This window comes from Acidovorax sp. JHL-9, from assembly GCF_000426205.1.
GTDB classification, from domain to species: domain Bacteria; phylum Pseudomonadota; class Gammaproteobacteria; order Burkholderiales; family Burkholderiaceae_C; genus Acidovorax; species Acidovorax soli.
On sequence record NZ_AUEX01000004.1, the window covers coordinates 107,294 to 127,704 of the forward strand.

Below are 20,411 nucleotides of genomic sequence, written 5' to 3' on the forward strand. Positions count from 1 at the left end.
GCGGCGCTCATGCCAGCAACTCCTCGTTCTGGTAGAAGCAGGTGTGCTCGCCCAGCACCTGCAGCCAGACGGCATCGCCAGCGGAAGGCAAGCGCGTGTCGGGACTGAAGCGCGCCTTGAGCGTGTGCTCGCCCACCTTGGCGGTGAGCATCAGGTAGGTGCCGATGTCCTGCACCTGCACCACCGTGCAAGGCAGCGCACCGGGGTGCCCCGGCTGCGCAAGGGCCAGGTACTCCGGCCGGATGCCCACCTGCAAGGTGCCGTCGGGCAACGTGCGGCCCACGGGGTTCGCCAGGTGGTGTCCGGCCACCGAGAGATTCGTGCCGTCGCTTTGTGCAGGCAGGAAGTTCATGCCCGGAGAACCGATGAAATGCCCCACGAACATGTGCGCCGGCCGCTCGAACAGCGCATCGGCCGAACCCACCTGCACCGCACGGCCCCGTGTCATCACCACCACCTGGTCGGCAAAGGTCAGCGCCTCCACCTGGTCGTGGGTCACATAGATCAGCGTGAGCTTGAGTTCCTGGTGGATCTGCTTGAGCTTGCGCCGCAGCTGCCACTTGAGGTGCGGGTCGATCACCGTGAGCGGCTCGTCGAACAGCACGGCCGCCACGTCCGAGCGCACCAGGCCCCGGCCCAGCGAGATCTTCTGCTTGGCATCGGCCGCCAGGCCCGCCGCGCGCTGGCTGAGCTGGCCGCTCATCTCCAGCATCTCGGCGATCACGCCCACCCGCTGCTGGATCTGCGCCTCGGGCACCTTGCGGTTGCGCAACGGGAAGGCCAGGTTCTCGGCCACCGTCATGGTGTCGTAGATCACCGGGAACTGGAACACCTGCGCAATGTTGCGCTCCTGCGGGCTGGCGCGCGTCACGTCGCGGCCGTCGAAAAGCACCTTGCCGTGCGACGGCACCAAAAGGCCCGACATGATGTTGAGCATGGTGGTCTTGCCACAACCCGAGGGACCGAGCAGCGCATAGGCCCCGCCATCCTCGAACTCCATCTTGAGCGGCAGCAGCGCGTAGTCGCTGTCCTGCTGCGGGTGGGGCTTGTACGAATGCGCCAGGTCCAGGCTGATGCATGCCATCTCAGCGCCCTCCTTGTGCGGTCACGGGCCGCACGGGCGCCCAGGCCAGCCGGCCATCGGCGCCAAACACATAGGCCTGGGCCGGGTCCAGGTGCAGCGTGATCGGCGCGCCCAGTTCAAAGTAATGCACGCCGGTGAGTTGCGCGACCAGGTCACCCCAGGGCGTGGCCGCGTGCACAAAGGTGTCGGAGCCCGAAATCTCGGCCAGCTCCACCACGCCGCCCACGCTGATGTCATCCGGGCGCGCCTGCACGCGCAGCGCACTGGCGCGCACGCCCACCGTGAGACCGGCCGCCGTGGCCACACCTTGCGGCAAATGCACGGCCAGCTCCACGCCGCCCTCCAGGCGCACTCCGCGCGGGGCCGCCGATGCGGCGATGAGGTTCATGGGCGGGTCGCTGAATGCACGCGCCACACGCAGCGAGTTGGGTGCATGGAACACCTCGGCCGTAGGGCCGTACTGCAGCAGCCGTCCTTCATCGAGCACGGCCGTGTAACCGCCCAGCAGCAGCGCCTCGCCGGGCTCGGTGGTCGCATACACCACGGTGGACTGGCCTGCCGAAAACAGCTCGGTCAATTCCTCCCGCAGCTCTTCTCGCAACTTGTAGTCCAGGTTCACCAGGGGTTCGTCCAGCAGCATCAGCGGCGCGCCCTTGGCCAGGGCGCGGGCCAGCGCCACGCGCTGCTGCTGCCCGCCCGACAGCTCGGCCGGGTAACGGTCCAGGAACATGTCGATGTGCAGGCGGCTGGCGATCTCGCGCACCCGGGCGTCGATGTGCTTTTCGCCGCGCAGCTTCAGGGGCGACGCAATATTGGCCGCCACCTTCATCGAGGGGTAGTTGATGAACTGCTGGTACACCATGGCCACGTTGCGCTCGCGCACGGGCATGCCGGTCACGTTCACGCCATCCACGTGGACCGTTCCCGAGGTGGGCGTGTCCAGCCCGGCCATGATGCGCATCAGGCTGGTCTTGCCCGCCTGCGTGGCACCCAGCAGCACTGTGACGGCGCCGCCCTGGAGCGCCAGGCTCATCTCATGCAGCCAGGTCTGCGCCCCCACCTTCTTGCTGATGCTGTCCAATGCCAGCTGCATCACGCAACCTTTCTTAGTCGCCCGAGGGCCTGGTGAATGGGGCGCTGCTGCCATCCCGGACACAGCCGACCCTTTCGTTTTCGATTTGGTTCATTTTTGTTCTTTTGCGATCGTATTGAATCAACGTTTACCCTTAATCGGTTCCTTTTTGTTCGAATTAAAGTATTTGCCTCTTCCTGCCGATTGATACGCGTGAATACGAACCCCCGACAACTGCTGCTTCTCGAAGAAGTCCGCGCGCGCAAGTCCGCCACGGTGGAACAACTGGCCGACACCCTGGGCGTGACGCTGCAGACCGTGCGCCGTGACGTGCAGCGCCTCGCAGAGTCCGGCCTGCTCACGCGCTTTCATGGCGGCGTGCGCGTGCCCAGCTCCACGGTGGAGAACCTGGCGCACACCCAGCGTGAGACATTGCACGCCGAAGGCAAGGCGCGCATTGCGCGCGCCGTGGCCAGCCAGGTGCCCAACGACTGCTCGCTGATCCTGAACATCGGCACCACCACCGAGGCCATCGCCAAGGCGCTGCTGCACCACCGGGGCCTGCGCGTGATCACCAACAACCTCAATGTGGCCGCCATCCTGAGCGGCAACCCCGAGTGCGAGGTGATCGTGGCGGGTGGCGTGGTGCGCGCCCGCGACCGCGGCATCGTGGGCGAAGCCGCGGTGGACTTCATCCGCCAGTTCAAGGTGGACATCGCGCTCATCGGCATCTCGGGCATCGAGCCCGATGGCTCGCTGCGCGACTTCGACTACCGCGAGGTGAAGGTGGCACAGACCATCATCGAGCACGCGCGCGAGGTCTGGCTGGCGGCCGACCACAGCAAGTTCAACCGCCCGGCCATGGTGCAACTGGCCACGCTGGCGCAGATCGACCGCCTGTTCACCGACGCGCCGCCGCCCGAGCCGTTTCCTGCCCTGCTCGCGGACGCTGAGGTGATCTGCACCGTGGCCGAGTGAACTCCTGATACCTTCCCTGCCATGACCTACCTGCTCGCCCTCGACCAAGGCACCTCCAGCTCCCGCAGCATCGTTTTTGACGAAGGCGGTCACATCGTGGCGCAGGCCCAGCAGGAGCTGCCGCAAATCTACCCCCAGCCCGGCTGGGTGGAGCATGACCCGCTGGAGATCTGGCGCACCCAGCTGGCCACGGCCCGCGAGGCGCTGGCCAGGGCCGGCATTGCGGCGAGCGCCGTGCGTGCCGTGGGCATCACCAACCAGCGCGAGACCTCCGTGCTGTGGAACAGGAAAACCGGCCAGCCCGTGCACCACGCCATCGTCTGGCAGGACCGGCGCGCCGAGCCCGCCTGCGCCCAGCTGCGCGAGCGCGGCCACGCGGCCACCATCCATGCCAAGACAGGCCTGCTGGTGGACGCCTACTTCTCCGGCACCAAGCTGCAATGGATGCTGGACCACGTGCCCGGCGCACGTGAAGCGGCCGAGCGCGGCGAGCTGGCCTTTGGCACGGTGGACAGCTGGCTGATGTGGCAGCTGACCCACGGCCAGGTGCATGTGACGGACGTCAGCAACGCCGCGCGCACCATGCTGTTCAATGTGCACACCAACCAGTGGGACGACGAGCTGCTGGCGCTGCTGCGCATTCCCAAGGCGCTGATGCCCGAGGTACTGCCATCGAGCGCCCACTTTGGTGACACGGCGGCCGACCTGCTGGGCCACAGCCTGCGCATCGGCGGCGTGGCGGGCGACCAGCAGAGCGCGCTGTTCGGCCAGGCCTGCTTTACGGCAGGCATGGCCAAGAACACCTATGGCACGGGCTGCTTCATGCTGATGCACACCGGCGAAAAGTTCCAGACCTCGCAGAACGGCCTGCTCACCACCAGCGCGGCGCAGGCCACGGCACTGCCGGAGTTCGCCATGGAAGGCAGCGTGTTCGTCGGCGGCGCCGTGGTGCAGTGGCTGCGCGACGGCCTGCGCGCCATCTCCACCAGCAGCGAGGTCGAGTCGCTGGCGCACAGCGTGCCCGACTCGGGCGGCGTGATGATGGTGCCGGCCTTCACCGGCCTGGGCGCCCCCTACTGGAAGCCCGATGCCCGCGGCACCATCACGGGCCTCACGCGCGGCAGCACACTGGGCCACATCGCGCGCGCGGCCCTGGAGAGCATTGCCTACCAGAGCGCCGCCCTGCTGCTGGCCATGGGCCGCGACGCCGTGGCCGCCGGCGGCGCCCCGGTGAGCGAGTTGCGCGTGGACGGCGGTGCCTGCATCAACGACCTGCTGATGCAGTTCCAGGCCGACCTGCTGGGCATACCGGTGGTGCGCCCGGCCGTCATCGAGACCACGGCCCTGGGCGCGGCCTACCTGGCGGGGCTGTCGAGCGGCGTGTATGGCAGCACCGATGAACTCTCGCAGCTGTGGCGTGCAGAACGCCGCTTTGTGCCCACACTGCCCCCCGGCCGCGCCCAGGAGCTGATGGCACGCTGGGAACACGCGGTGCGCCAGACCACGCTGGACTGACGGCACTGGCCCGGGCACGGGCCACAGCGCGCTACCATCGCAACCCCGACCGCTGAACCGCACCACACCATGAGCCAGACTGCCCCCACCGCCCCCCGGAATGCCCCCGCCACCCTTCCCGTGATCGCCTTCATCGGCGGCGGCAACATGGCCAGCGCCATCATTGGCGGGCTGATCCACCAGGGCCATCCGGCCAGCCAGATCGAGGTGGTCGAGCCCTGGGCCGAGGCCCGCGAGGCTTTGCGCAAAAACTACGGGATGGAAGCCCAGGCCGAAGCAGGCCCCGCCCTGCAGCGCGCCCGCATCGTGGTCTGGGCCGTCAAGCCCCAGACCTTCAAGGACGCGGCAGCGCAGGCCAAAGTCCACACGCAGGAAGCCCTGCACCTGAGCGTGGCCGCCGGCATCCGTTCGGACAGCATTGCCCAGTGGCTGGGCAGCGAGCGCATCGTGCGCACCATGCCCAACACGCCGGCCCTGGTCGGCAAGGGCATGAGCGCGCTGTTTGCCCGCCCCGCCGTGAGCGCGCAAGAGCGCCAGAGCATCGAGGCCATCATGGCCACGACGGGCGATTTTTTGTGGGTGGAGGAAGAACAGCAACTGGACACCGTGACGGCGCTGTCCGGCTCGGGCCCGGCCTATGTTTTCTATTTCCTGGAAGCCATGGCCCGCGCCGGCACCGACATGGGCCTGTCTGCGGCCCAGGCCCACCAGCTGGCGGTGGGCACGTTTGTGGGCGCCTCGGAGCTGGCCCGCCGTTCCGATGAAACGCCGGCCGTGCTGCGCCAGCGCGTCACCTCCAAGGGCGGCACCACCTATGCGGCCCTGCAGTCGATGGAGCACGACGCGGTGGCCGAGAAGTTTGTGCAGGCCATGCAGGCCGCCCGTCAGCGCGCGCACGAGCTGGGCGACGAGTTCGGCAAATAATGCCGAACAGCCTGTGGCGTTTGGTCAACAAGCGCCACAAGCTACCCATGCCACAGCAACTCAACGCAGCAGGTAGCTGCCCGCAATCCCGGCAAACAGCGTGAACCCCACCCAATGGTTCATGCGAAACGCCCGAAAGCAGCCCTCGCGCGTGCGCGTGCGGATCAGCCACCAGTGCCATGCCACCTGGGCCAGTGCCGCTGCAATTGCTACGTAATAAATAGCACCTAGCGCAAGCGGTGCGAGCGCTACCAGCCAAAAACCCAGGAACAACAGGTAGAACAGCACAATGGCGGCCACGTCGAAGCGTCCCAGCGTGATAGCCGAGGTTTTCATGCCGATCTTCAGGTCGTCGTCGCGGTCCACCATGGCGTATTCGGTGTCGTAGGCCAGCACCCAGAACAGGTTGCCCAGCCACAGCAGCCACGCCATGGCCGGCACAGAGCCCTGCACGGCGGCGAATGCGATCACGATGCCGAAGTTGAAGGCAATGCCCAGCACCGCCTGCGGCATGGCGAAAAAGCGCTTGGTGAACGGGTAAAGAATGGTCACCAGCAGCGCCGGCACCGACCAGGCCACCGCCACCCCATTCGTCGTCAGCACCAGTGCCAGCGACACGAGCGACAGCACCGCACCCACGGCCAGGGCCTCCCTGACCGACACCTGCCCCGAGGTGATGGGCCGCAGCGCCGTGCGCTTGACGTGGCGGTCAAAGTCGCGGTCGGCCACGTCGTTGATGCAGCAGCCGGCGCTGCGCATGAGCACGGTGCCCAGCACGAACACCGCCAGCAGGTGCCAACCCGGAAAACCACCCGCCGCCACCCACAGGGCGCTGAGCGTGGGCCACACCAGCACCAGCCAGCCAGCAGGCCGGTCCCAGCGGATCAGGTCAAGGTACAGGGAAAAACGGCTGCGCGGTGAAGGGGACATGCGAAAAAACAAAAACGGACGAGGGAAGGTGGCAGCAGGAAAGCGGCGAGAAGTGCCGCCCGTGCACGAAGGCAGGCTACCGGGGAAAACGCGCTTTATACGCCACCCTGCACCGGTGGTGCCAATGGCGCGCCCGCCTGGCCGGCCGCATAGCCGCGCAGAAACTCCACGATGCCCCCGTCCACCGCCAGTCGCTGGGCCAGCAACCCAGCCTGCAGCACATCGCGCGATGCGCCGATGTCTGCCTGCACCTGGCGGGCCTGCTGCAGCCAGCGCTGGGCGCGGGCCGGCAGGAGCGGGCGCAAGGCGTCGATGTTGTAGCGCAGGCGCTTGGCCAGAATGCGCGCGCGGTGCTGGCTTTCGGCGTGGGTGCTGTCGCGCAGCGCCTTCTTCCATTGCGCATGCAGCCGCACCATGCGCTGGCGCACCCAATGGCGCACAGCCTTGCCCGAGATGTCCTGCGCCCCCCAGGCCTCGGGCCGCGCAAGCTCGTCGAGCCACAGGGTGATGGCCAGCAAGGCCGCACCCACCGTAGGCTCCCGCAGGGCCCGGCGCACCGTCTCGCGCTGCAGCAGCGCGGCCTGTGCAAACGCCTGCTCCATCGCCTGCCAGCGCGGGGCCCGCGCTGCGGCACCGGCCACAAAGGCGCCTTGCAGCGCAGGCAGGGTCTGCGTGCAGGCCACATCAAGGTCGCGCAACCCGCCCAGCAATGACAGCAGGGGCTGCAGCCCTTGCCGCGAGGGCTGCGCCTGCACCGGCAAGACAGCCCGGAACAGGCGCAAGGCACTGCGAAAGCGCCGCCAGCCCACCCGCGCCTGGTGCGCCAGCTCCGGATCGTCGCACTGGCCCAGGGCGTGCAAGTTGGCGGTGAACTGGGCAAACATCTCGCCCAGCACCGGCTGCACCATGCCGCGCAGCGAGACCTCTCGGCCCAGCAGCAGCGGGCGGGCACTCCGCGGGGTGTACAGCGTGCCCTCGCGCAGCGCATGGCCGCGCTGCGCCTTGCTGGCGGCCAGCGGCAGCACGGCGATGTGCTGCGCGATCTGCCGCGCCAGATCGCACAGAGCGGCGGGTGCACCGGCCAGCAGTTCCAGCTCCAGCTCACAGATCGGCGCGCTGCGCTGTCCGCTGGTGATCTGCCCGATGTCCAGCGCCACCTCGATGGCCGTGCCGTCGCGCCGGCGCACCGTCCAGGCGGTGCGCTCGAAGGCCGTGCCAAAGCAAGGCTGCAGTGCGGCGAACATGGCGCCATTGGGGTCCAACTTCTGCCAGGGCGGCGCGGCCTGCAAGGCGGTCTGCACCAGCGCGGGCCCGGGCACGGGCACCTCCCACTCGCCACGCAGGCTCAGTGCCAGATCGCCACCGTCGCTGGTCTTGAAGGTCTGCAGCCATTGCAGCGCACCGCCCTCGCCCACACGCCGCAGGCGCAAGGCCATGCGCTGGGCGCGCAGTTCCTGCCCGGGGGTGTCGTAGTAGATGTTGTCCACCCGCTGGTGCACGGGCTTGCACCGCGCCAGGGCCGGCAGGCGCGCCAGCTGCCGGGCCAGGCCTGCGGGGTTGGCGGCGGGCAAGGCCAGCTTGATTTCCAGTTCGGCACCCGGGCCGGGGTAGCTGGTAGATGGCATGGTGTTTGTCTCTCCAGGTCAGGGCGCCACGGCGAGAGCCCGCTGCCGAAAACCGGCCCCGGCAGCAGACCCGCCCCGTGATGGAGCAAGGGGGTTTCAGTCTTCCAGCAAGGAGCGCAGCATCCAGGCCGTCTGCTCGTGGATGGTCAGGCGCTGGGTCAGCAGATCGGCCGTGGGCTCGTCGCTGGCCTTGTCGGCCAGGGGAAACAGGCTGCGGGCGGTGCGGGCCACGGCTTCGTGGCCTTCGACCAGGATGCGGATCATCTCGGCGGCCTTGGGGGGCTCGGACGGTGCGTCCGGCAGGCTGGCGAGCTGGCCGAACTGGGCATAGGAGCCCGGCGCGAAGTGGCCCAGCGAGCGGATGCGCTCGGCCACGGGGTCCACGGCATTCCACAGTTCGGTGTACTGCGCCATGAACATGGTGTGCAGCGTATTGAACATGGGGCCGGTCACGTTCCAGTGGAAGTTGTGGGTGGTGAGGTACAGCGTGTAGGTATCGGCCAGCAGGCGCGACAGGCCCTGGGCCATGGCGGCGCGGTCTTTCTCGCTGATGCCGATGTTGATGCGGGGTGCGGCGGTTTTGCTGGAAGCCTTGGCCATGTCATTTCTCCGGGGATGTGAGGGTGGAACAACGGCTGCGGGCGCCAGAAAGGCGCGTGCAGCGCTGTCATTCACTGTAGCGCAGGACACTGCGGCGCCACTTCCATTCACCCCCACCGGCACGGTGGCATCCGGTCATGACAGCCGCGTGACACCCGGCAGTTCGCAGGCATAGATGGCGTTGCGCAGCGCGGCGATGGCTTCGTAGCGCGTGAAGCTGCGGCGCCAGGCCAGCACCACGCGGCGCATGGGCGGCGGGCCGCCGTCTTCCTCGCGGATGGGCAGGTAGCGGATGTAGCTCTCGTCGCTCTTGCGGCGGCGCGAAACGGTCAGCAGCGCATCGCGCGGCACCGACAGGCGGGGCACCAGGGTCACGCCCATGCCGGCAGCCACCATGTGCTTGATGGTCTCCAGCGACGAGCCCTCGAACGACTTGCGGATGCCCTCGGCATTGCTGGAAAAGCGTGCGAACTCGGGGCAGACCTCCAGCACATGGTCGCGAAAGCAGTGGCCCGCGCCCAGCAGCAGCATGGTCTCGCTCTTGAGCTCAGCGGCAGAGACGGATTTTTGCACTGCCAGCGGGTGCGTGCTGGGCACGGCCGCCATGAAGGGCTCGTCATACAGCGGCGCCATGGCCAGGCCGGTGTCCGGAAACGGTTCGGCCAGGATGGCGCAGTCGATCTCGCCGGTGCGCAGCATCTCCAGCAGCTTGACCGTGAAATTCTCCTGCAGCATCAGCGGCATCTGCGGGGTGCGCTGGATCGATTGGCGCACCAGATCGGGCAGCAGGTAGGGGCCAATGGTGTAGATCACTCCCAGCGTGAGCGGCCCCGACAGCGGGTCCTTGCCGCGCTTGGCGATCTCCTTGATGGCCGCCGCCTGCTCCAGCACGCTCTGCGCCTGGCGCACGATGTCCTCGCCCAGCGGCGTCACCGTCACCTCGCCGGCGCTGCGCTCGAAGAGCTTCACGTCCAGCTCTTCCTCGAGCTTCTTGATGGCCACCGACAGCGTGGGCTGCGAGACATAGCAGGCATCGGCGGCATGGCCGAAGTGCTTCTCGCGCGCCACGGCGACGATGTACTTGAGTTCGGTGAGGGTCATGGTGTGTTCCTGCGAGCCACGTCAGTGTTGATCGCAGCGTCTCATGCTTTGAGGTAATCGGATTTTCCACCCAACCAGCGCGCCACGTGTTTGGCGGCCAGTCCGGGATACCGGTCCAGCATCTGCGGCGCCTGCTCACGCGCCCATTCGAGCAGGTGCGTGTCGGTCGCCAGGTCGGCAAAACGCAGCAGCGCGTCGCCCGACTGGCGCGCGCCCAGGAACTCGCCGGGGCCGCGGATCTCCAGGTCGCGCCGGGCGATCTCGAAGCCGTCATTGGTCTCGGCCATGGCTTTGAGGCGCTCCTTGGCGGTTTCACCCACGCGGCCGCTGTCGTTGGTGGCATACAGCAGCACGCAGGCCGACGCCGCCGCGCCCCGCCCCACGCGGCCGCGCAACTGGTGCAGCTGCGACAGGCCAAAGCGCTCGGCATGCTCGATGACCATCAGCGAGGCATTGGGCACGTCCACACCCACCTCGATCACGGTGGTGGAGACCAGCACGCCCATCTGGCCGCTGGTGAAGAGCGCCATCACGGCCTTCTTCTCGGCCGTTGGCATGCGCGAATGCAGCAGGCCGACCATCACGCCGGGCAGGGCCTCGCTCAGGTCGGCGTGCGTGGCCGTGGCATTGCTCAGGTCCAGCGCCTCGCTCTCTTCGATCAGCGGGCACACCCAGTACACCTGCCGCCCGGCCTCCACTTGCGCGCCAATGCGTTCGATGACCTCGTCCTTGCGGCTGTCGGCAATCAGCTTGGTGACGATGGGCGTGCGGCCCGGGGGCAGCTCGTCGATGACAGACACATCCAGGTCGGCGTAATAGCTCATCGCGAGCGTGCGCGGGATGGGCGTGGCGCTCATCATCAACATATGGGGTTCCATGCAGGCCACAGGCCCCCACGCTCCGCCGCTGCGCGGGTCGCTGCCCCCCGAGGGGGCCGCGTCGCCTTGGGGCGGCCCGGCGGCGACGCCTGCCGCCAGCTTTTGCCGCAGCGCCAGCCGCTGCGCCACGCCAAAGCGGTGCTGCTCGTCGATGATGGCCAGCGCCAGGTTCTTGAACTGCACCTGCTCCTGGATGACGGCGTGGGTGCCCACGACCAGTGCAGCCTCGCCGCTGGCCACCATCTCCAGCATGGCGCTGCGGTCCTTTTTCTTTTGCCCGCCCACCAGCCAGGCCACCTTGCGGCCGCGCGCGGCCAGCAACGGTTCCAGCCAGCCGATCATCTTGGTGAAATGCTGCTCGGCCAGGATTTCGGTGGGCGCCATCAGCGCGCACTGCCAGCCCGCGTCCATGGCCAGGCAGGCGGCCAGGGCCGAGACCACGGTCTTGCCCGAGCCCACATCGCCCTGCAGCAGGCGGTGCATGGGCACCTGGCGGGCCAGGTCGGCCGCGATTTCTTCGCCCACGCGGCGCTGGGCGGCCGTCAGGTCGAACGGCAGCACGGCCATCAGCTGTTCATGCAAAGGCAAGTCGCCCTCAGCGCGGGGCCGGGGCCGCAGCACCGGGGCGCGCAGCATGTCGCGTTCGCGCCGCGACTGCTGCTGCGACAGCTGCTGGGCCAGCAGCTCCTCGGCCTTCAGGCGCTGCCAGGCGGGGTGGCTGTGGTCTTCCAGCGTGGACAGCGCCACATCGGGCGTGGGGTGGTGCAAAAAAGTGAGCGCCTCGCGCAGGCTGAACCTGCGCTGCAGGCCATTGGGGCCATGAATCCGGGCCATCGGCGGCTCCGCGCCGGGTGGCAGGGTGTCCGACAAATCCACCCGGGTCAATGCACTGACCACAGCGCGGCGCAGGTAGGGCTGGGGCAGCCCTGCCGTGGTGGGATAGACGGGCGTGAGCGCAGCAGGCAACTCGCCCCCCGCCGCGCGGAACGCCGGGTGCAGCATCTGCCGGCCCCAGAAACCGCCCTTGACCTCGCCCCGGATGCGCAGCCGCGCACCCACGGCCAGGGTCTTCTGGTGCGAGGGGTAGAAGCTGAAGAACGTCAGATCGCAGGTGCCCGTGCCATCCTCCACCTGCACCTTGAGCATGCGGCGCGGGCGCAGCTGCACCTCGCTGGACGTGACCGTGGCCTCGATCTGCACCATCTGCCCGTCGCGTGCATTGGCCAGCGGGGTGATGCGGGTTTCGTCCTCGTAGCGCAGCGGCAGGTGCAGCGCCAGGTCGATGTCGCGGCGCAACCCCAGCTTTTGCAGGGCCTTTTGCGCCACCGACACTCCGGCCTTGGCGGCCACCGGAGCGGCAGCCCGTGCGGTGGCTGGGGGAACAACTTTGGAAGCGGTGGGCATAGGGGAACAATGGGAGGGAGCGCACAGGCAAAAGACAGACCAAAAAGGCTACCATGACTGCTTTTAATTGATGGTTATAGCGAACTGTCGAGCCCGGCGTTTCCGCCATGTGCAAGCGGTGCAAGCGCATTCACATCCGACATCTCACCCTGGGCATGTACCTGGGCAAATGCTGTGGCGCGTGGATGGAGCAGCCCTTCTGGCCGGCATCCAGGCCACCGCCCTCCACGAGTGCGGGTTCGACACCGACAAGCGGGTGGACGTGGCACCGGGCACCACCCCGGTAGCGCGCGAGGGAGCTGGCGCACGGATCGAGACCGACTTCAGCCACCTGCGGGTGACGCCATCAGCATGATGGACCTGTGGTCGGGATTGACCGGACAGGTCTGGTAATTTCGCCCCACCACCATTGCCAATCCCCTCTGCCCGTGCCTGCCCTCATCACCCTCACCCTCAACCCCGCCCTCGACCTGGCCACCAGCACCGACCGCGTGGCCCCCACGCACAAGCTGCGCTGCAGTCCGGCGCAACGCTTTGCAGGCGGCGGCGGCATCAACGTGGCGCGGGTGCTGCACCGGCTGAAGGCCGACGTGCAGGCCTGGGCACTGGCAGGCGGCGCAGCCGGCACGCAGGTGCGCCAGTTGCTGGCCGAAGAAGGCGTTGCCACCACCATCCAGCCGATTGCCGGCGACACGCGCGAGAATTTCTCGGTGGTAGAGAGCAGCACCGGCCAGGAATTTCGCTTCGTGCTGCCCGGCCCCACCCTGCAAGCCGCCGAATGGCAGGCCTGCCTGGAGGCCCTGGCAGCCCTCCCCCATGCGCCGCGCTGGCTGATTGCCAGCGGCAGCCTGCCACCCGGCGTGCCACCTGATTTTTACGCCCGGCTCGCACCCCTTGCCCGTGCACGCGGCACGCGCCTGGTGGTGGACAGTTCCGGCCTGCCGCTGGCAGCGGCGCTGCAAGCCGGCGTGGCGCTGGTCAAGCCCAGCCTGCGCGAACTGCGCGAGGTGCTGCAGCAGCCCCTGGCCAGCGCCACCGACTGGTGCGCGGCCGCGCAGGCGCTGGTACACGCAGGCCAGGCAAAGATCGTGGCGCTGTCCGTGGGCGACCAAGGCGCCGTGCTGGCCACGCGTGAAGGTGTCTGGCAGGCCCCTGCCCTGCACGTGCCCGCAGCCACCGGAACCACCGGCGCAGGCGACTGCTTCCTGGCCGCCCTGGTCTGGGCGCTGGACCGGGGCGATGCGCCCGCCGAAGCCCTGCGCTGGGGCGTGGCCGCGGGCGCTGCCGCCCTGCTGGCCCCCGGCACTGCCCTGGCCCAGGCCGCCGATATGCAGCGGCTGGTGCACAGCGTGCCTGCGCCGGTGGCTTTCACCGCGCCGTCATAACCCTGGGCAGGCGGGCAGCGCAGGCCCATGGGACAATCCAAGCCTCCGCATTTTTTCCTTGGCACGGGCCCGTTCGGCCCTCAAGCACGATGACTGAATTCTCCCCCGGCACAGCCAGCGCCTGCGCGGCCTCCACCACGTTCCACGCCCCGCGCGCCTTCACCCTCAGCGACTTCGACTTCTCGCTGCCCCCCGAACTGATCGCCCAGCACCCAGCGCCCGAGCGCAGCGCATCGCGCCTGCTCGATGGCCGCGCCATGCAGCCGGTGGACCGCATCTTCCGCGAGCTGCCCGGCCTGCTGCGCGCGGGCGACCTGCTGGTGTTCAACGACACGCGCGTGGTCAAGGCGCGCATCTTTGGCGAGAAGGCCAGCGGCGGCAAGCTGGAGCTGCTGATCGAGCGCGTGCTGCCCGCAGAGGTTGGCAACCCGGGCAACGAAGTCGTGGCCCACATGAAGGTCAGCAAGAAGCCCCTGCCCGGCAGCGTGGTGCACATGGCCGGTGGCCGCCAGGCGGGCGGCTTTGACGCCCAGCTGCTGGGCCGCTGGCCCACCGAGGACGGCCCGCTGTTCCGCTTTGCACTGCACGGCCCTGCGGGCGAGTCGCCCTGGGAGCTGATGGAGCGCCACGGCCACCTGCCGCTGCCGCCCTACATCGAGCGCCAGCAGAACACCAGCCACGACCCCGACGAGGCCGAGGACAGCCAGCGTTACCAGACCGTGTTTGCCCGCCACCCCGGCGCCGTGGCCGCGCCCACGGCCGCGCTGCACTTTGACGAAGCCGTGCTGGCCGACCTGGCCGCGCGCGGCATCGAGCGCGCGAGCGTCACGCTGCATGTGGGCGCCGGCACCTTCCAGCCGGTCAAGACCGAGAACCTGGCCGAGCACCAGATGCACAGCGAGTGGTACGAGGTGCCCCTGGCCACGCTGGCCGCGCTGGAGCGCTGCCGCCAGCGCGGCGGCCGCGTGGTGGCGGTGGGCACGACGACGGTGCGCACGCTCGAATCCTGGGCCCGCTCGGGCCAGGCCAGCGGCGACACCACCATCTTCATCACGCCGGGCTTTCGCTTCCAGGTGGTGGACCTGCTGCTGACCAACTTTCACCTGCCCAAGAGCACGCTGATGATGCTGGTGAGCGCGTTTGCGGGCTATGCCCACATCATGGGCCTGTACCGGCACGCGATTGCGCAGCAGTACCGTTTCTTCAGCTACGGCGACGCGATGCTGCTGGAGCGAGTTTCGGTGTGAATTATGGCTCTGGCGCTTGTTTATATTACCCCAATAGCTATGTTTTTAATAGCATTTGACATGCCTATACAAACGGCGGGAGCCGGGGTATGCGCCCGGCGGCGCAGTGACTTTCTTTTGCTTCGCCAAAAGAAAGTCACCAAAGAAAAGGCGACCCTGCAGGCTGCGTCCCTGCGCTGCGCTACGGGCAACCTGCGGTGCTCGCGTCCAGCGGGGTCTCGCTCGAACTCGCGCCTGCGGCGCTCAAACAATCGCGAGCCCTGATCCGCTGGCCGCTGCGCTCCTCGGCACAGCCTGAAGGGAACCCGAGCGGACATCCCTTCGGGCCATTGCTGCGCTCGGCCCTGGCTGCGCAGCGCGAGGCGTTTGCGCCCGCGAGATAGGGCCGAGCGCAGCAATGGCCCGTGTGGCTGTTGGCTATTTGGTGGTTCCCCCCTTCTGGATGCGCCTGGGGGGCGCAGGGCCCGGGGTGGTGGGTGTGCCGCAGGACATACCCGCTTCGTTAACTAACTCGCCGTGGTTGTTGGAATGTAGCGCCGCAGGCGCGCAGTGAGTTCCACGGCGCACCCCGCACCCGAGCACCCCAGATCGCCCCGTAGCAACGCAAAGGGGTCGCAGACAGCAGGGTCGCCTTTTCTTTGCTTACTTTCTTTCGAAGGGTGTAGAAGCAAAGAAAAGTGAGTCAACCGCCGGACCGAGACTCGGTCTCCAGACTAAGAAACTGCACAAAAAAGGCATCGCGACTGCACACACCACACCGATTACATCGAACATCAATTGCGGAATGCCATCAACCGGCAGGCAGATACGGGATGCTGGCGCCCAGAACACTTCCGTGACTCCAGAATGTCTATTAGCGCAAACACTGGAAAATGCAAGGAAAAAATTGTTTGATGCGACAATGTATCGTTACAGATAGTAATTAGTGCTTATGCCCTTCCTCCCCCCCCCCCCGCGCGCTCCACCCCGTCGCACACTGATACCGAACTCACAGTTCACAACGTATGGTTCAACCTCAAGAGCCAGTGGCGCATCGTGAGCGCTTTGACGGGTGCGGGTTTACTTCTGGCCACATTCGCCTTGATCCTGATGCCTTCCCGCTTTGAGATCAAGGCGTATCTGGACAAGCCATACAGCAGCGAGATCGCCGAACTCAATAGCGGCAGGACCAGTGCCTCCGGCCTAGAGCAGTACACACCAGATCAGGTATTTGCGTATTTCGTGCGCCGGTTGCTCACGGACGAAGCCAAACAGCGTTTTTTCCAGGAAATCTATTTGCCAGCTCAGGACAGTGCGCCTGACAGCGCGGCTGCCCGGCAAGCGCTTTATCAGCACATGAGCCAGAAAGTTCTGACGGTCACCCCTCCGCCTCCCAAGAAAGGCCGCGACCTCTACAGCGTGCGCATAGAAGCCCCTTCGGGTGAAAAAGCCGCGGCTTGGACCAACAACTTTCTGAACCAGGTCGCCGAAGACGCTACCCGCTCCTTGTTCAGCGATGCAGAAAAAGCCATTGCATTGCAACTGCAGAACACAGAACGCGACCTGGAAGAAAAGCTTCGAATCACAGAGCAAACCCGTAATGATCGGCAAGCCCAGCTGACCGAAGCCTTGCAGGTTGCCCTGGCCGTGGGTATCAGGGATCCCCAGATGACCAGTGCCCAACCGCCCCGTCAAGACGGCGTGGCCTCGGTCATAGATGGTTCGCGCCTGTACGCCCGTGGCAGCAAGTCGTTGCAAGCCGAACTTTCTGTGCTCAAAAATCGCAAAGACGACGCCCCCTTTGTGGACGGCTTGCGAGCAGCCCAGTCCCAGTTGCGCCTGTTGTCAGAACTGAAGACCGCAGAAAAGAAATTCAAAATTTTTCACATAGACGGCCAAGTTATTGCGCCCGAAAAGCCTTTTTCTCCCAAGAAATCAATAATCCTGGCCCTGGGGCTGTTCATGGGGTTGTGCGTGGGCGCTTTCACGGCATTGGTGCGCACTGGCGTGCTCAAGCAGTTGATGGCTGCTGAGGAAACACCGACCACGACTGTCTATGCCACCAGAAATATGTAACCAGGGTTTACCGCGACGACCTCTTTAACAGGCGCCGCTTCCGCTAAATAAACCTGTTTAGCGCGGCTACTCACCGTGTCGGCAACTGTCGACCCGGTGAACTCTGGCATAGCGTTCCTCCTTCTCACGAAACACCCGCGCCTGCCCGAAATGCCCACACCCGATGAACGGCACCGGCGGCCGCAGCGCCGACAGCGGCGAGGGGTGGTTGGCCGTGAGCACCAGGTGCCCCCGGTCGCGCGGAATCACGGCGCGCTTGCTCTGCGCATGCGAGCCCCAGAGCATGAACACCACGGGCCGCTGCCCCTGGGCCACGTGGCGGATGACGGCGTCGGTCAGCACCTCCCAGCCCTTTCCCGCATGGCTGGCGGGCTGGCCTTCTTCCACGGTGAGCGTGGTGTTGAGCAGCAGCACGCCGTTACGGGCCCACTTCACCAGGCTGCCGCCGGGCTCGGGCATCGCCGGGAAAGGCGTTCCCAGGTCGCGTTGCAATTCCTTGAAGATATTGCGCAGCGAGGGCGGCAGCGCCACGCCCGGTGCGACCGAGAAAGCCAGCCCCTCGGCCTGGCCCCGGCCGTGGTAGGGGTCCTGCCCCAGGATGACCACGCGCACCTCCTCGGGTGGCGTGAGCTCCAGCGCGCGCAGCGGGCGCGGCGGGAAGATGGTGGCAGCGGCAGCCAGCCGCGCCTGCAGAAAGGTCAGCAGCTTGCCGCCCGCCGCACTGGCGAAAAACTCCTGCACCAGCGGCTGCCAGCCAGGCGCCACGGGCCAGTCGGCCGGGTCGGCGCTTTGCAGTTGCGTGGGTGCATTGTGCAGATCATTCATGATCAAAATGGGGTCCTGCGTTTATCCAGGAAGCGCAAGCGGCAATCGATTTTGCCGGTCAGGCGAACAGCTTGGCCAGCTCCAAACCCGGCTCCGGGGCGCGCATGAAGGCTTCACCCACCAGGAAGGCGTGCACGCCGGCATCGCGCAGGGTCTTCACGTCCGCAGGCTGGAGGATGCCCGACTCGGTGACCAGCAGGCGGTCGGCGGGCACGTTCTTTTTCAGATCCAGCGTGGTCTGCAGGCTGACTTCGAAGGTGCGCAGGTTGCGGTTGTTGATGCCGACCAGCGGCGTCTTGAGCTTCAGGGCGCGCTCCAGCTCCGCGCCGTCATGCACCTCCACCAGCACGGCCATGTCCAGGCTGCGGGCGATGGCCTCGAAATCCCGCATCTGGGCATCGTCGAGGCAGGCAGCGATCAGCAAAATGGCGTCGGCCCCCATGGCCCGCGCTTCGTACACCTGGTAGGCATCCACGAGGAAGTCCTTGCGCAGGACGGGCAGCTGGCAGCTCGCGCGGGCCTGCTTGAGGTAGTCCACGCTGCCCTGAAAGAACTGCTTGTCGGTCAGCACCGACAGGCAGGCCGCGCTGACCGTGCCGTCGCCATCGGCGTAGCTCTGGGCAATGTCGGCCGGAATGAAATCGGCCCGGATCACGCCCTTGCTGGGGCTGGCCTTCTTGATCTCGGCAATCACTGCCGCCTGGCCTTTGGCGATCTTGGCGCGCAGCGCGCCTTCGAAATCGCGCGTGAGCACGCGGCTTTCGGCGTCGGCACGCATGGCGGCCAGCGGCAGGCGCTTTTTGGCGGCGGCCACTTCTTCGTGCTTGACAGCCACGATCTTGTTGAGGATGTCACTCATGGTTTTCAGCCTTGGGGTTGTCGTAGCCAGGCTCCGCGGAGCCCTGTTTCAGTATGCGGGTGAACACGCGGTGCATTGCCAGCCCCACCACCACAAAGAGCGCCGAGACGCCCAGTGCGATCCAGGAGCCGGGGTCGCGCCACATGCTGCGCTCAGGCCACGGTGGCCAGCGCATGCGTGCGCGTGACCAGCTCGCCCAGCTTGGCCTTGGCGGCGCCGCTGTCGATGGCCTGCTGCGCACGCGAGAGGCCGGCGGCAATGCTGTCCACCACGTTGGCCGCATACAGCGCGGCGCCGGCATTCAGGCAGACGATGTCGCGCGCCGCGCCGGGTTTGCCATCCAGCACATCGAGCACGATGGTGCGCGACTGTTCGGGGTTGTCCACGCGCAGCTGGCGGGTGCTGGTCATGGCCAGGCCGAAGTCTTCGGGGTGCACTTCGTATTCGCGGATGGCCCCATCCTTGAGCTCACCCACCAGGGTGGAGGCGCCCAGGCTGATTTCGTCGAGGCCGTCGCGCCCGTAGATGACCAGCGCGTGCTCGGCGCCCAGGCGCTGCAGGGCGCGCACCTGGATGCCCACCAGGTCTTCGTGGAACACGCCCATGAGGATGTTGGGTGCGCCGGCCGGGTTGGTCAGCGGCCCCAGGATGTTGAAGAGGGTGCGCACGCCCAGTTCCTTGCGCACGGGCGCCACGTTCTTCATGGCCGGGTGGTGGTTGGGCGCGAACATGAAGCCGATGCCCACCTCGGCGATGCACCGGGCAATGGCTTCGGGTGGCAGGTTGATATGGATGCCCAGGGCTTCCATGGCGTCGGCGCTGCCGCTCTTGCTGCTGACGCTGCGCCCGCCGTGCTTGCTGACCTTGCCGCCGGCCGCCGCGATCACGAAGGTGGCGCAGGTAGAGATGTTGAAGGTGTTGGCGCCATCGCCGCCCGTGCCCACGATGTCCACCATGTGGCTGGTGTCGGCGACATGCACCTGGGTGGAGAACTCGCGCATCACCTGCGCGGCGGCGGTGATCTCGCCAATGGTTTCCTTCTTCACGCGCAGGCCAGTCACGATGGCCGCCGTCATGACGGGCGAGAGCTCGCCGCGCATGATCAGGCGCATCAGGTGCAGCATCTCGTCGTGGAAGATTTCGCGGTGCTCGATGGTGCGCTGCAGCGCTTCCTGGGGGGTGATGGGCATGGTTTCGTCCTTGCTGATGGTTTCAGGCCTTGGTGCTACCGGCGAATTCCAGCGGGAGACCGAAGCCGATGGACATGGCAACCGCCACGCGGTCCAGCCAGTGCATGCCGGGCGTGGCAATGGGCATCACCGGCGAGTGGGTGTCGATGATCACGCGCGCTGCTCCAGGAAGTTACGCAGCATGGCATGGCCGTGCTCGGTGAGGATGCTCTCGGGGTGGAACTGCACGCCCTCGATGGCCAGCTCTTTGTGGCGCACGCCCATGATCTCGCCGTCATCGGTCCAGGCCGTCACCTCCAGCACCTCGGGGCAGCTCGCGCGCTCGATGGCCAGCGAGTGGTAGCGGTTCACCGTGAAGTGCTCTGGCAGCCCCGCGAACACACCTTTTTGCGTGGTGGTGATGACACTGGTCTTGCCATGCATGAGCTCCTGGGCGCGCACGATGGTGCCGCCAAAGGCCGCACCGATGGCCTGGTGGCCCAGGCACACGCCCAGGATGGGCAGCTTGCCGGCAAAGTGCTGGATGGCGGCCACCGAGATGCCCGCCTCGGCGGGCGAGCAGGGGCCGGGCGAGATCACGAGGCGGTCGAGCTGCCCGGCATTCAGGCGCGCTTCGATGTCTGCCACGGTGATCTCGTCGTTGCGATGCACTTCCACATCCGCACCCAGTTCGCCGAAATACTGGACGATGTTGTAGGTGAAGCTGTCGTAGTTGTCGACCATCAGGAGTTTCATGGCC

20 protein-coding genes are annotated in these 20,411 nt (G+C 67.0%); 7 read left to right on the plus strand and 13 right to left on the minus strand.

Annotation, left to right across the window (positions count from 1 at the left end; all coding sequences use genetic code 11):
• Positions 1-7: 7 nt before the first annotated feature.
• Complete coding sequence (locus K225_RS0104670) at positions 8-1,084, minus strand: ABC transporter ATP-binding protein (RefSeq protein ID WP_026435332.1); 1,077 nt, start codon at positions 1,082-1,084, stop codon at positions 8-10.
• Between the two features lies 1 nt (position 1,085).
• Positions 1,086-2,177, minus strand: coding sequence for an ABC transporter ATP-binding protein (locus tag K225_RS0104675; protein ID WP_026435333.1), 1,092 nt, complete (start codon positions 2,175-2,177; stop codon positions 1,086-1,088).
• Positions 2,178-2,369: 192 nt separating this feature from the next.
• On the opposite strand from K225_RS0104675, the gene K225_RS0104680 reads away from it, so the two are divergent.
• The 3 genes from K225_RS0104680 to proC all read left to right on the plus strand — a co-directional run bounded on the left by K225_RS0104680 (position 2,370) and on the right by proC (position 5,573).
• Positions 2,370-3,134 carry a DeoR/GlpR family DNA-binding transcription regulator gene (locus K225_RS0104680; protein WP_026435334.1) on the plus strand — a complete coding sequence of 255 codons (765 nt, stop codon included), beginning with the start codon at positions 2,370-2,372 and terminating at the stop codon, positions 3,132-3,134.
• Between the two features lie 21 nt (positions 3,135-3,155).
• Entirely contained in the window at positions 3,156-4,649 is a 1,494-nt protein-coding gene (gene glpK / locus K225_RS0104685; RefSeq protein ID WP_026435335.1) for a glycerol kinase GlpK, read from the plus strand.
• A 69-nt stretch (positions 4,650-4,718) separates the two neighbouring features.
• Positions 4,719-5,573: a pyrroline-5-carboxylate reductase gene (proC, locus tag K225_RS0104690; RefSeq protein ID WP_026435336.1), complete on the plus strand. Its 855-nt coding sequence runs from the start codon at positions 4,719-4,721 to the stop codon at positions 5,571-5,573.
• A gap of 60 nt (positions 5,574-5,633) precedes the next feature.
• Here proC and ubiA read toward each other — a convergent pair whose 3' ends face one another.
• The 5 genes from ubiA to recG all read right to left on the minus strand — a co-directional run bounded on the left by ubiA (position 5,634) and on the right by recG (position 12,111).
• Complete coding sequence (ubiA, locus tag K225_RS0104695; protein WP_026435337.1) at positions 5,634-6,503, minus strand: 4-hydroxybenzoate octaprenyltransferase; 870 nt, start codon at positions 6,501-6,503, stop codon at positions 5,634-5,636.
• A gap of 95 nt (positions 6,504-6,598) precedes the next feature.
• Positions 6,599-8,128, minus strand: coding sequence for a CYTH and CHAD domain-containing protein (locus K225_RS0104700; protein WP_026435338.1), 1,530 nt, complete (start codon positions 8,126-8,128; stop codon positions 6,599-6,601).
• A 96-nt stretch (positions 8,129-8,224) separates the two neighbouring features.
• Positions 8,225-8,728, minus strand: a complete 504-nt coding sequence (locus tag K225_RS0104705; protein ID WP_026435339.1) for a Dps family protein — start codon at positions 8,726-8,728, stop codon at positions 8,225-8,227.
• Between the two features lie 135 nt (positions 8,729-8,863).
• Positions 8,864-9,829 (minus strand): LysR substrate-binding domain-containing protein, encoded by a 966-nt coding sequence (locus tag K225_RS0104710; RefSeq protein ID WP_026435340.1) that lies wholly within the window; start codon positions 9,827-9,829, stop codon positions 8,864-8,866.
• A gap of 41 nt (positions 9,830-9,870) precedes the next feature.
• The gene (gene recG, locus K225_RS0104715) at positions 9,871-12,111 is read right to left on the minus strand and encodes an ATP-dependent DNA helicase RecG (RefSeq protein ID WP_051248677.1); all 2,241 of its coding nucleotides are present in this window, start codon (positions 12,109-12,111) and stop codon (positions 9,871-9,873) included.
• A gap of 169 nt (positions 12,112-12,280) precedes the next feature.
• Here recG and K225_RS0104720 point away from each other — a divergent pair, with 169 nt between their 5' ends.
• The 4 genes from K225_RS0104720 to K225_RS0104735 all read left to right on the plus strand — a co-directional run bounded on the left by K225_RS0104720 (position 12,281) and on the right by K225_RS0104735 (position 16,798).
• Positions 12,281-12,466, plus strand: a complete 186-nt coding sequence (locus K225_RS0104720) for a hypothetical protein (RefSeq protein ID WP_026435342.1) — start codon at positions 12,281-12,283, stop codon at positions 12,464-12,466.
• 73 nt (positions 12,467-12,539) lie between these two features.
• On the plus strand, positions 12,540-13,496 hold the full coding sequence (locus K225_RS0104725; RefSeq protein ID WP_026435343.1) for a 1-phosphofructokinase family hexose kinase: 957 nt from the start codon (positions 12,540-12,542) through the stop codon (positions 13,494-13,496).
• 89 nt (positions 13,497-13,585) lie between these two features.
• On the plus strand, positions 13,586-14,743 hold the full coding sequence (gene queA, locus K225_RS0104730) for a tRNA preQ1(34) S-adenosylmethionine ribosyltransferase-isomerase QueA (protein ID WP_026435344.1): 1,158 nt from the start codon (positions 13,586-13,588) through the stop codon (positions 14,741-14,743).
• A gap of 1,035 nt (positions 14,744-15,778) precedes the next feature.
• Positions 15,779-16,798, plus strand: coding sequence for an LPS O-antigen chain length determinant protein WzzB (locus tag K225_RS0104735; protein WP_155885224.1), 1,020 nt, complete (start codon positions 15,779-15,781; stop codon positions 16,796-16,798).
• A 66-nt stretch (positions 16,799-16,864) separates the two neighbouring features.
• On the opposite strand, the gene K225_RS20340 is transcribed toward K225_RS0104735, so the two are convergent.
• From K225_RS20340 to K225_RS0104765, 6 genes are read right to left on the minus strand one after another with little or no spacing between them, the layout of a single operon-like run.
• Entirely contained in the window at positions 16,865-17,623 is a 759-nt protein-coding gene (locus tag K225_RS20340) for a uracil-DNA glycosylase (protein WP_051248679.1), read from the minus strand.
• Between the two features lie 58 nt (positions 17,624-17,681).
• Positions 17,682-18,482 (minus strand): indole-3-glycerol phosphate synthase TrpC, encoded by an 801-nt coding sequence (gene trpC / locus K225_RS0104745; protein WP_026435346.1) that lies wholly within the window; start codon positions 18,480-18,482, stop codon positions 17,682-17,684.
• Positions 18,475-18,627, minus strand: coding sequence for a hypothetical protein (locus K225_RS22425; protein ID WP_202900024.1), 153 nt, complete (start codon positions 18,625-18,627; stop codon positions 18,475-18,477). The genes trpC and K225_RS22425 overlap by 8 nt, the downstream gene beginning before the upstream one ends.
• A gap of 7 nt (positions 18,628-18,634) precedes the next feature.
• Positions 18,635-19,672, minus strand: a complete 1,038-nt coding sequence (gene trpD / locus K225_RS0104755; protein WP_026435347.1) for an anthranilate phosphoribosyltransferase — start codon at positions 19,670-19,672, stop codon at positions 18,635-18,637.
• Between the two features lie 22 nt (positions 19,673-19,694).
• Positions 19,695-19,826 (minus strand): hypothetical protein, encoded by a 132-nt coding sequence (locus tag K225_RS22705; RefSeq protein ID WP_255346457.1) that lies wholly within the window; start codon positions 19,824-19,826, stop codon positions 19,695-19,697.
• Positions 19,823-20,407: an aminodeoxychorismate/anthranilate synthase component II gene (locus tag K225_RS0104765; protein ID WP_026435348.1), complete on the minus strand. Its 585-nt coding sequence runs from the start codon at positions 20,405-20,407 to the stop codon at positions 19,823-19,825. Before K225_RS0104765 ends, K225_RS22705 begins: the two co-directional genes overlap by 4 nt.
• Positions 20,408-20,411 lie beyond the last annotated feature (4 nt).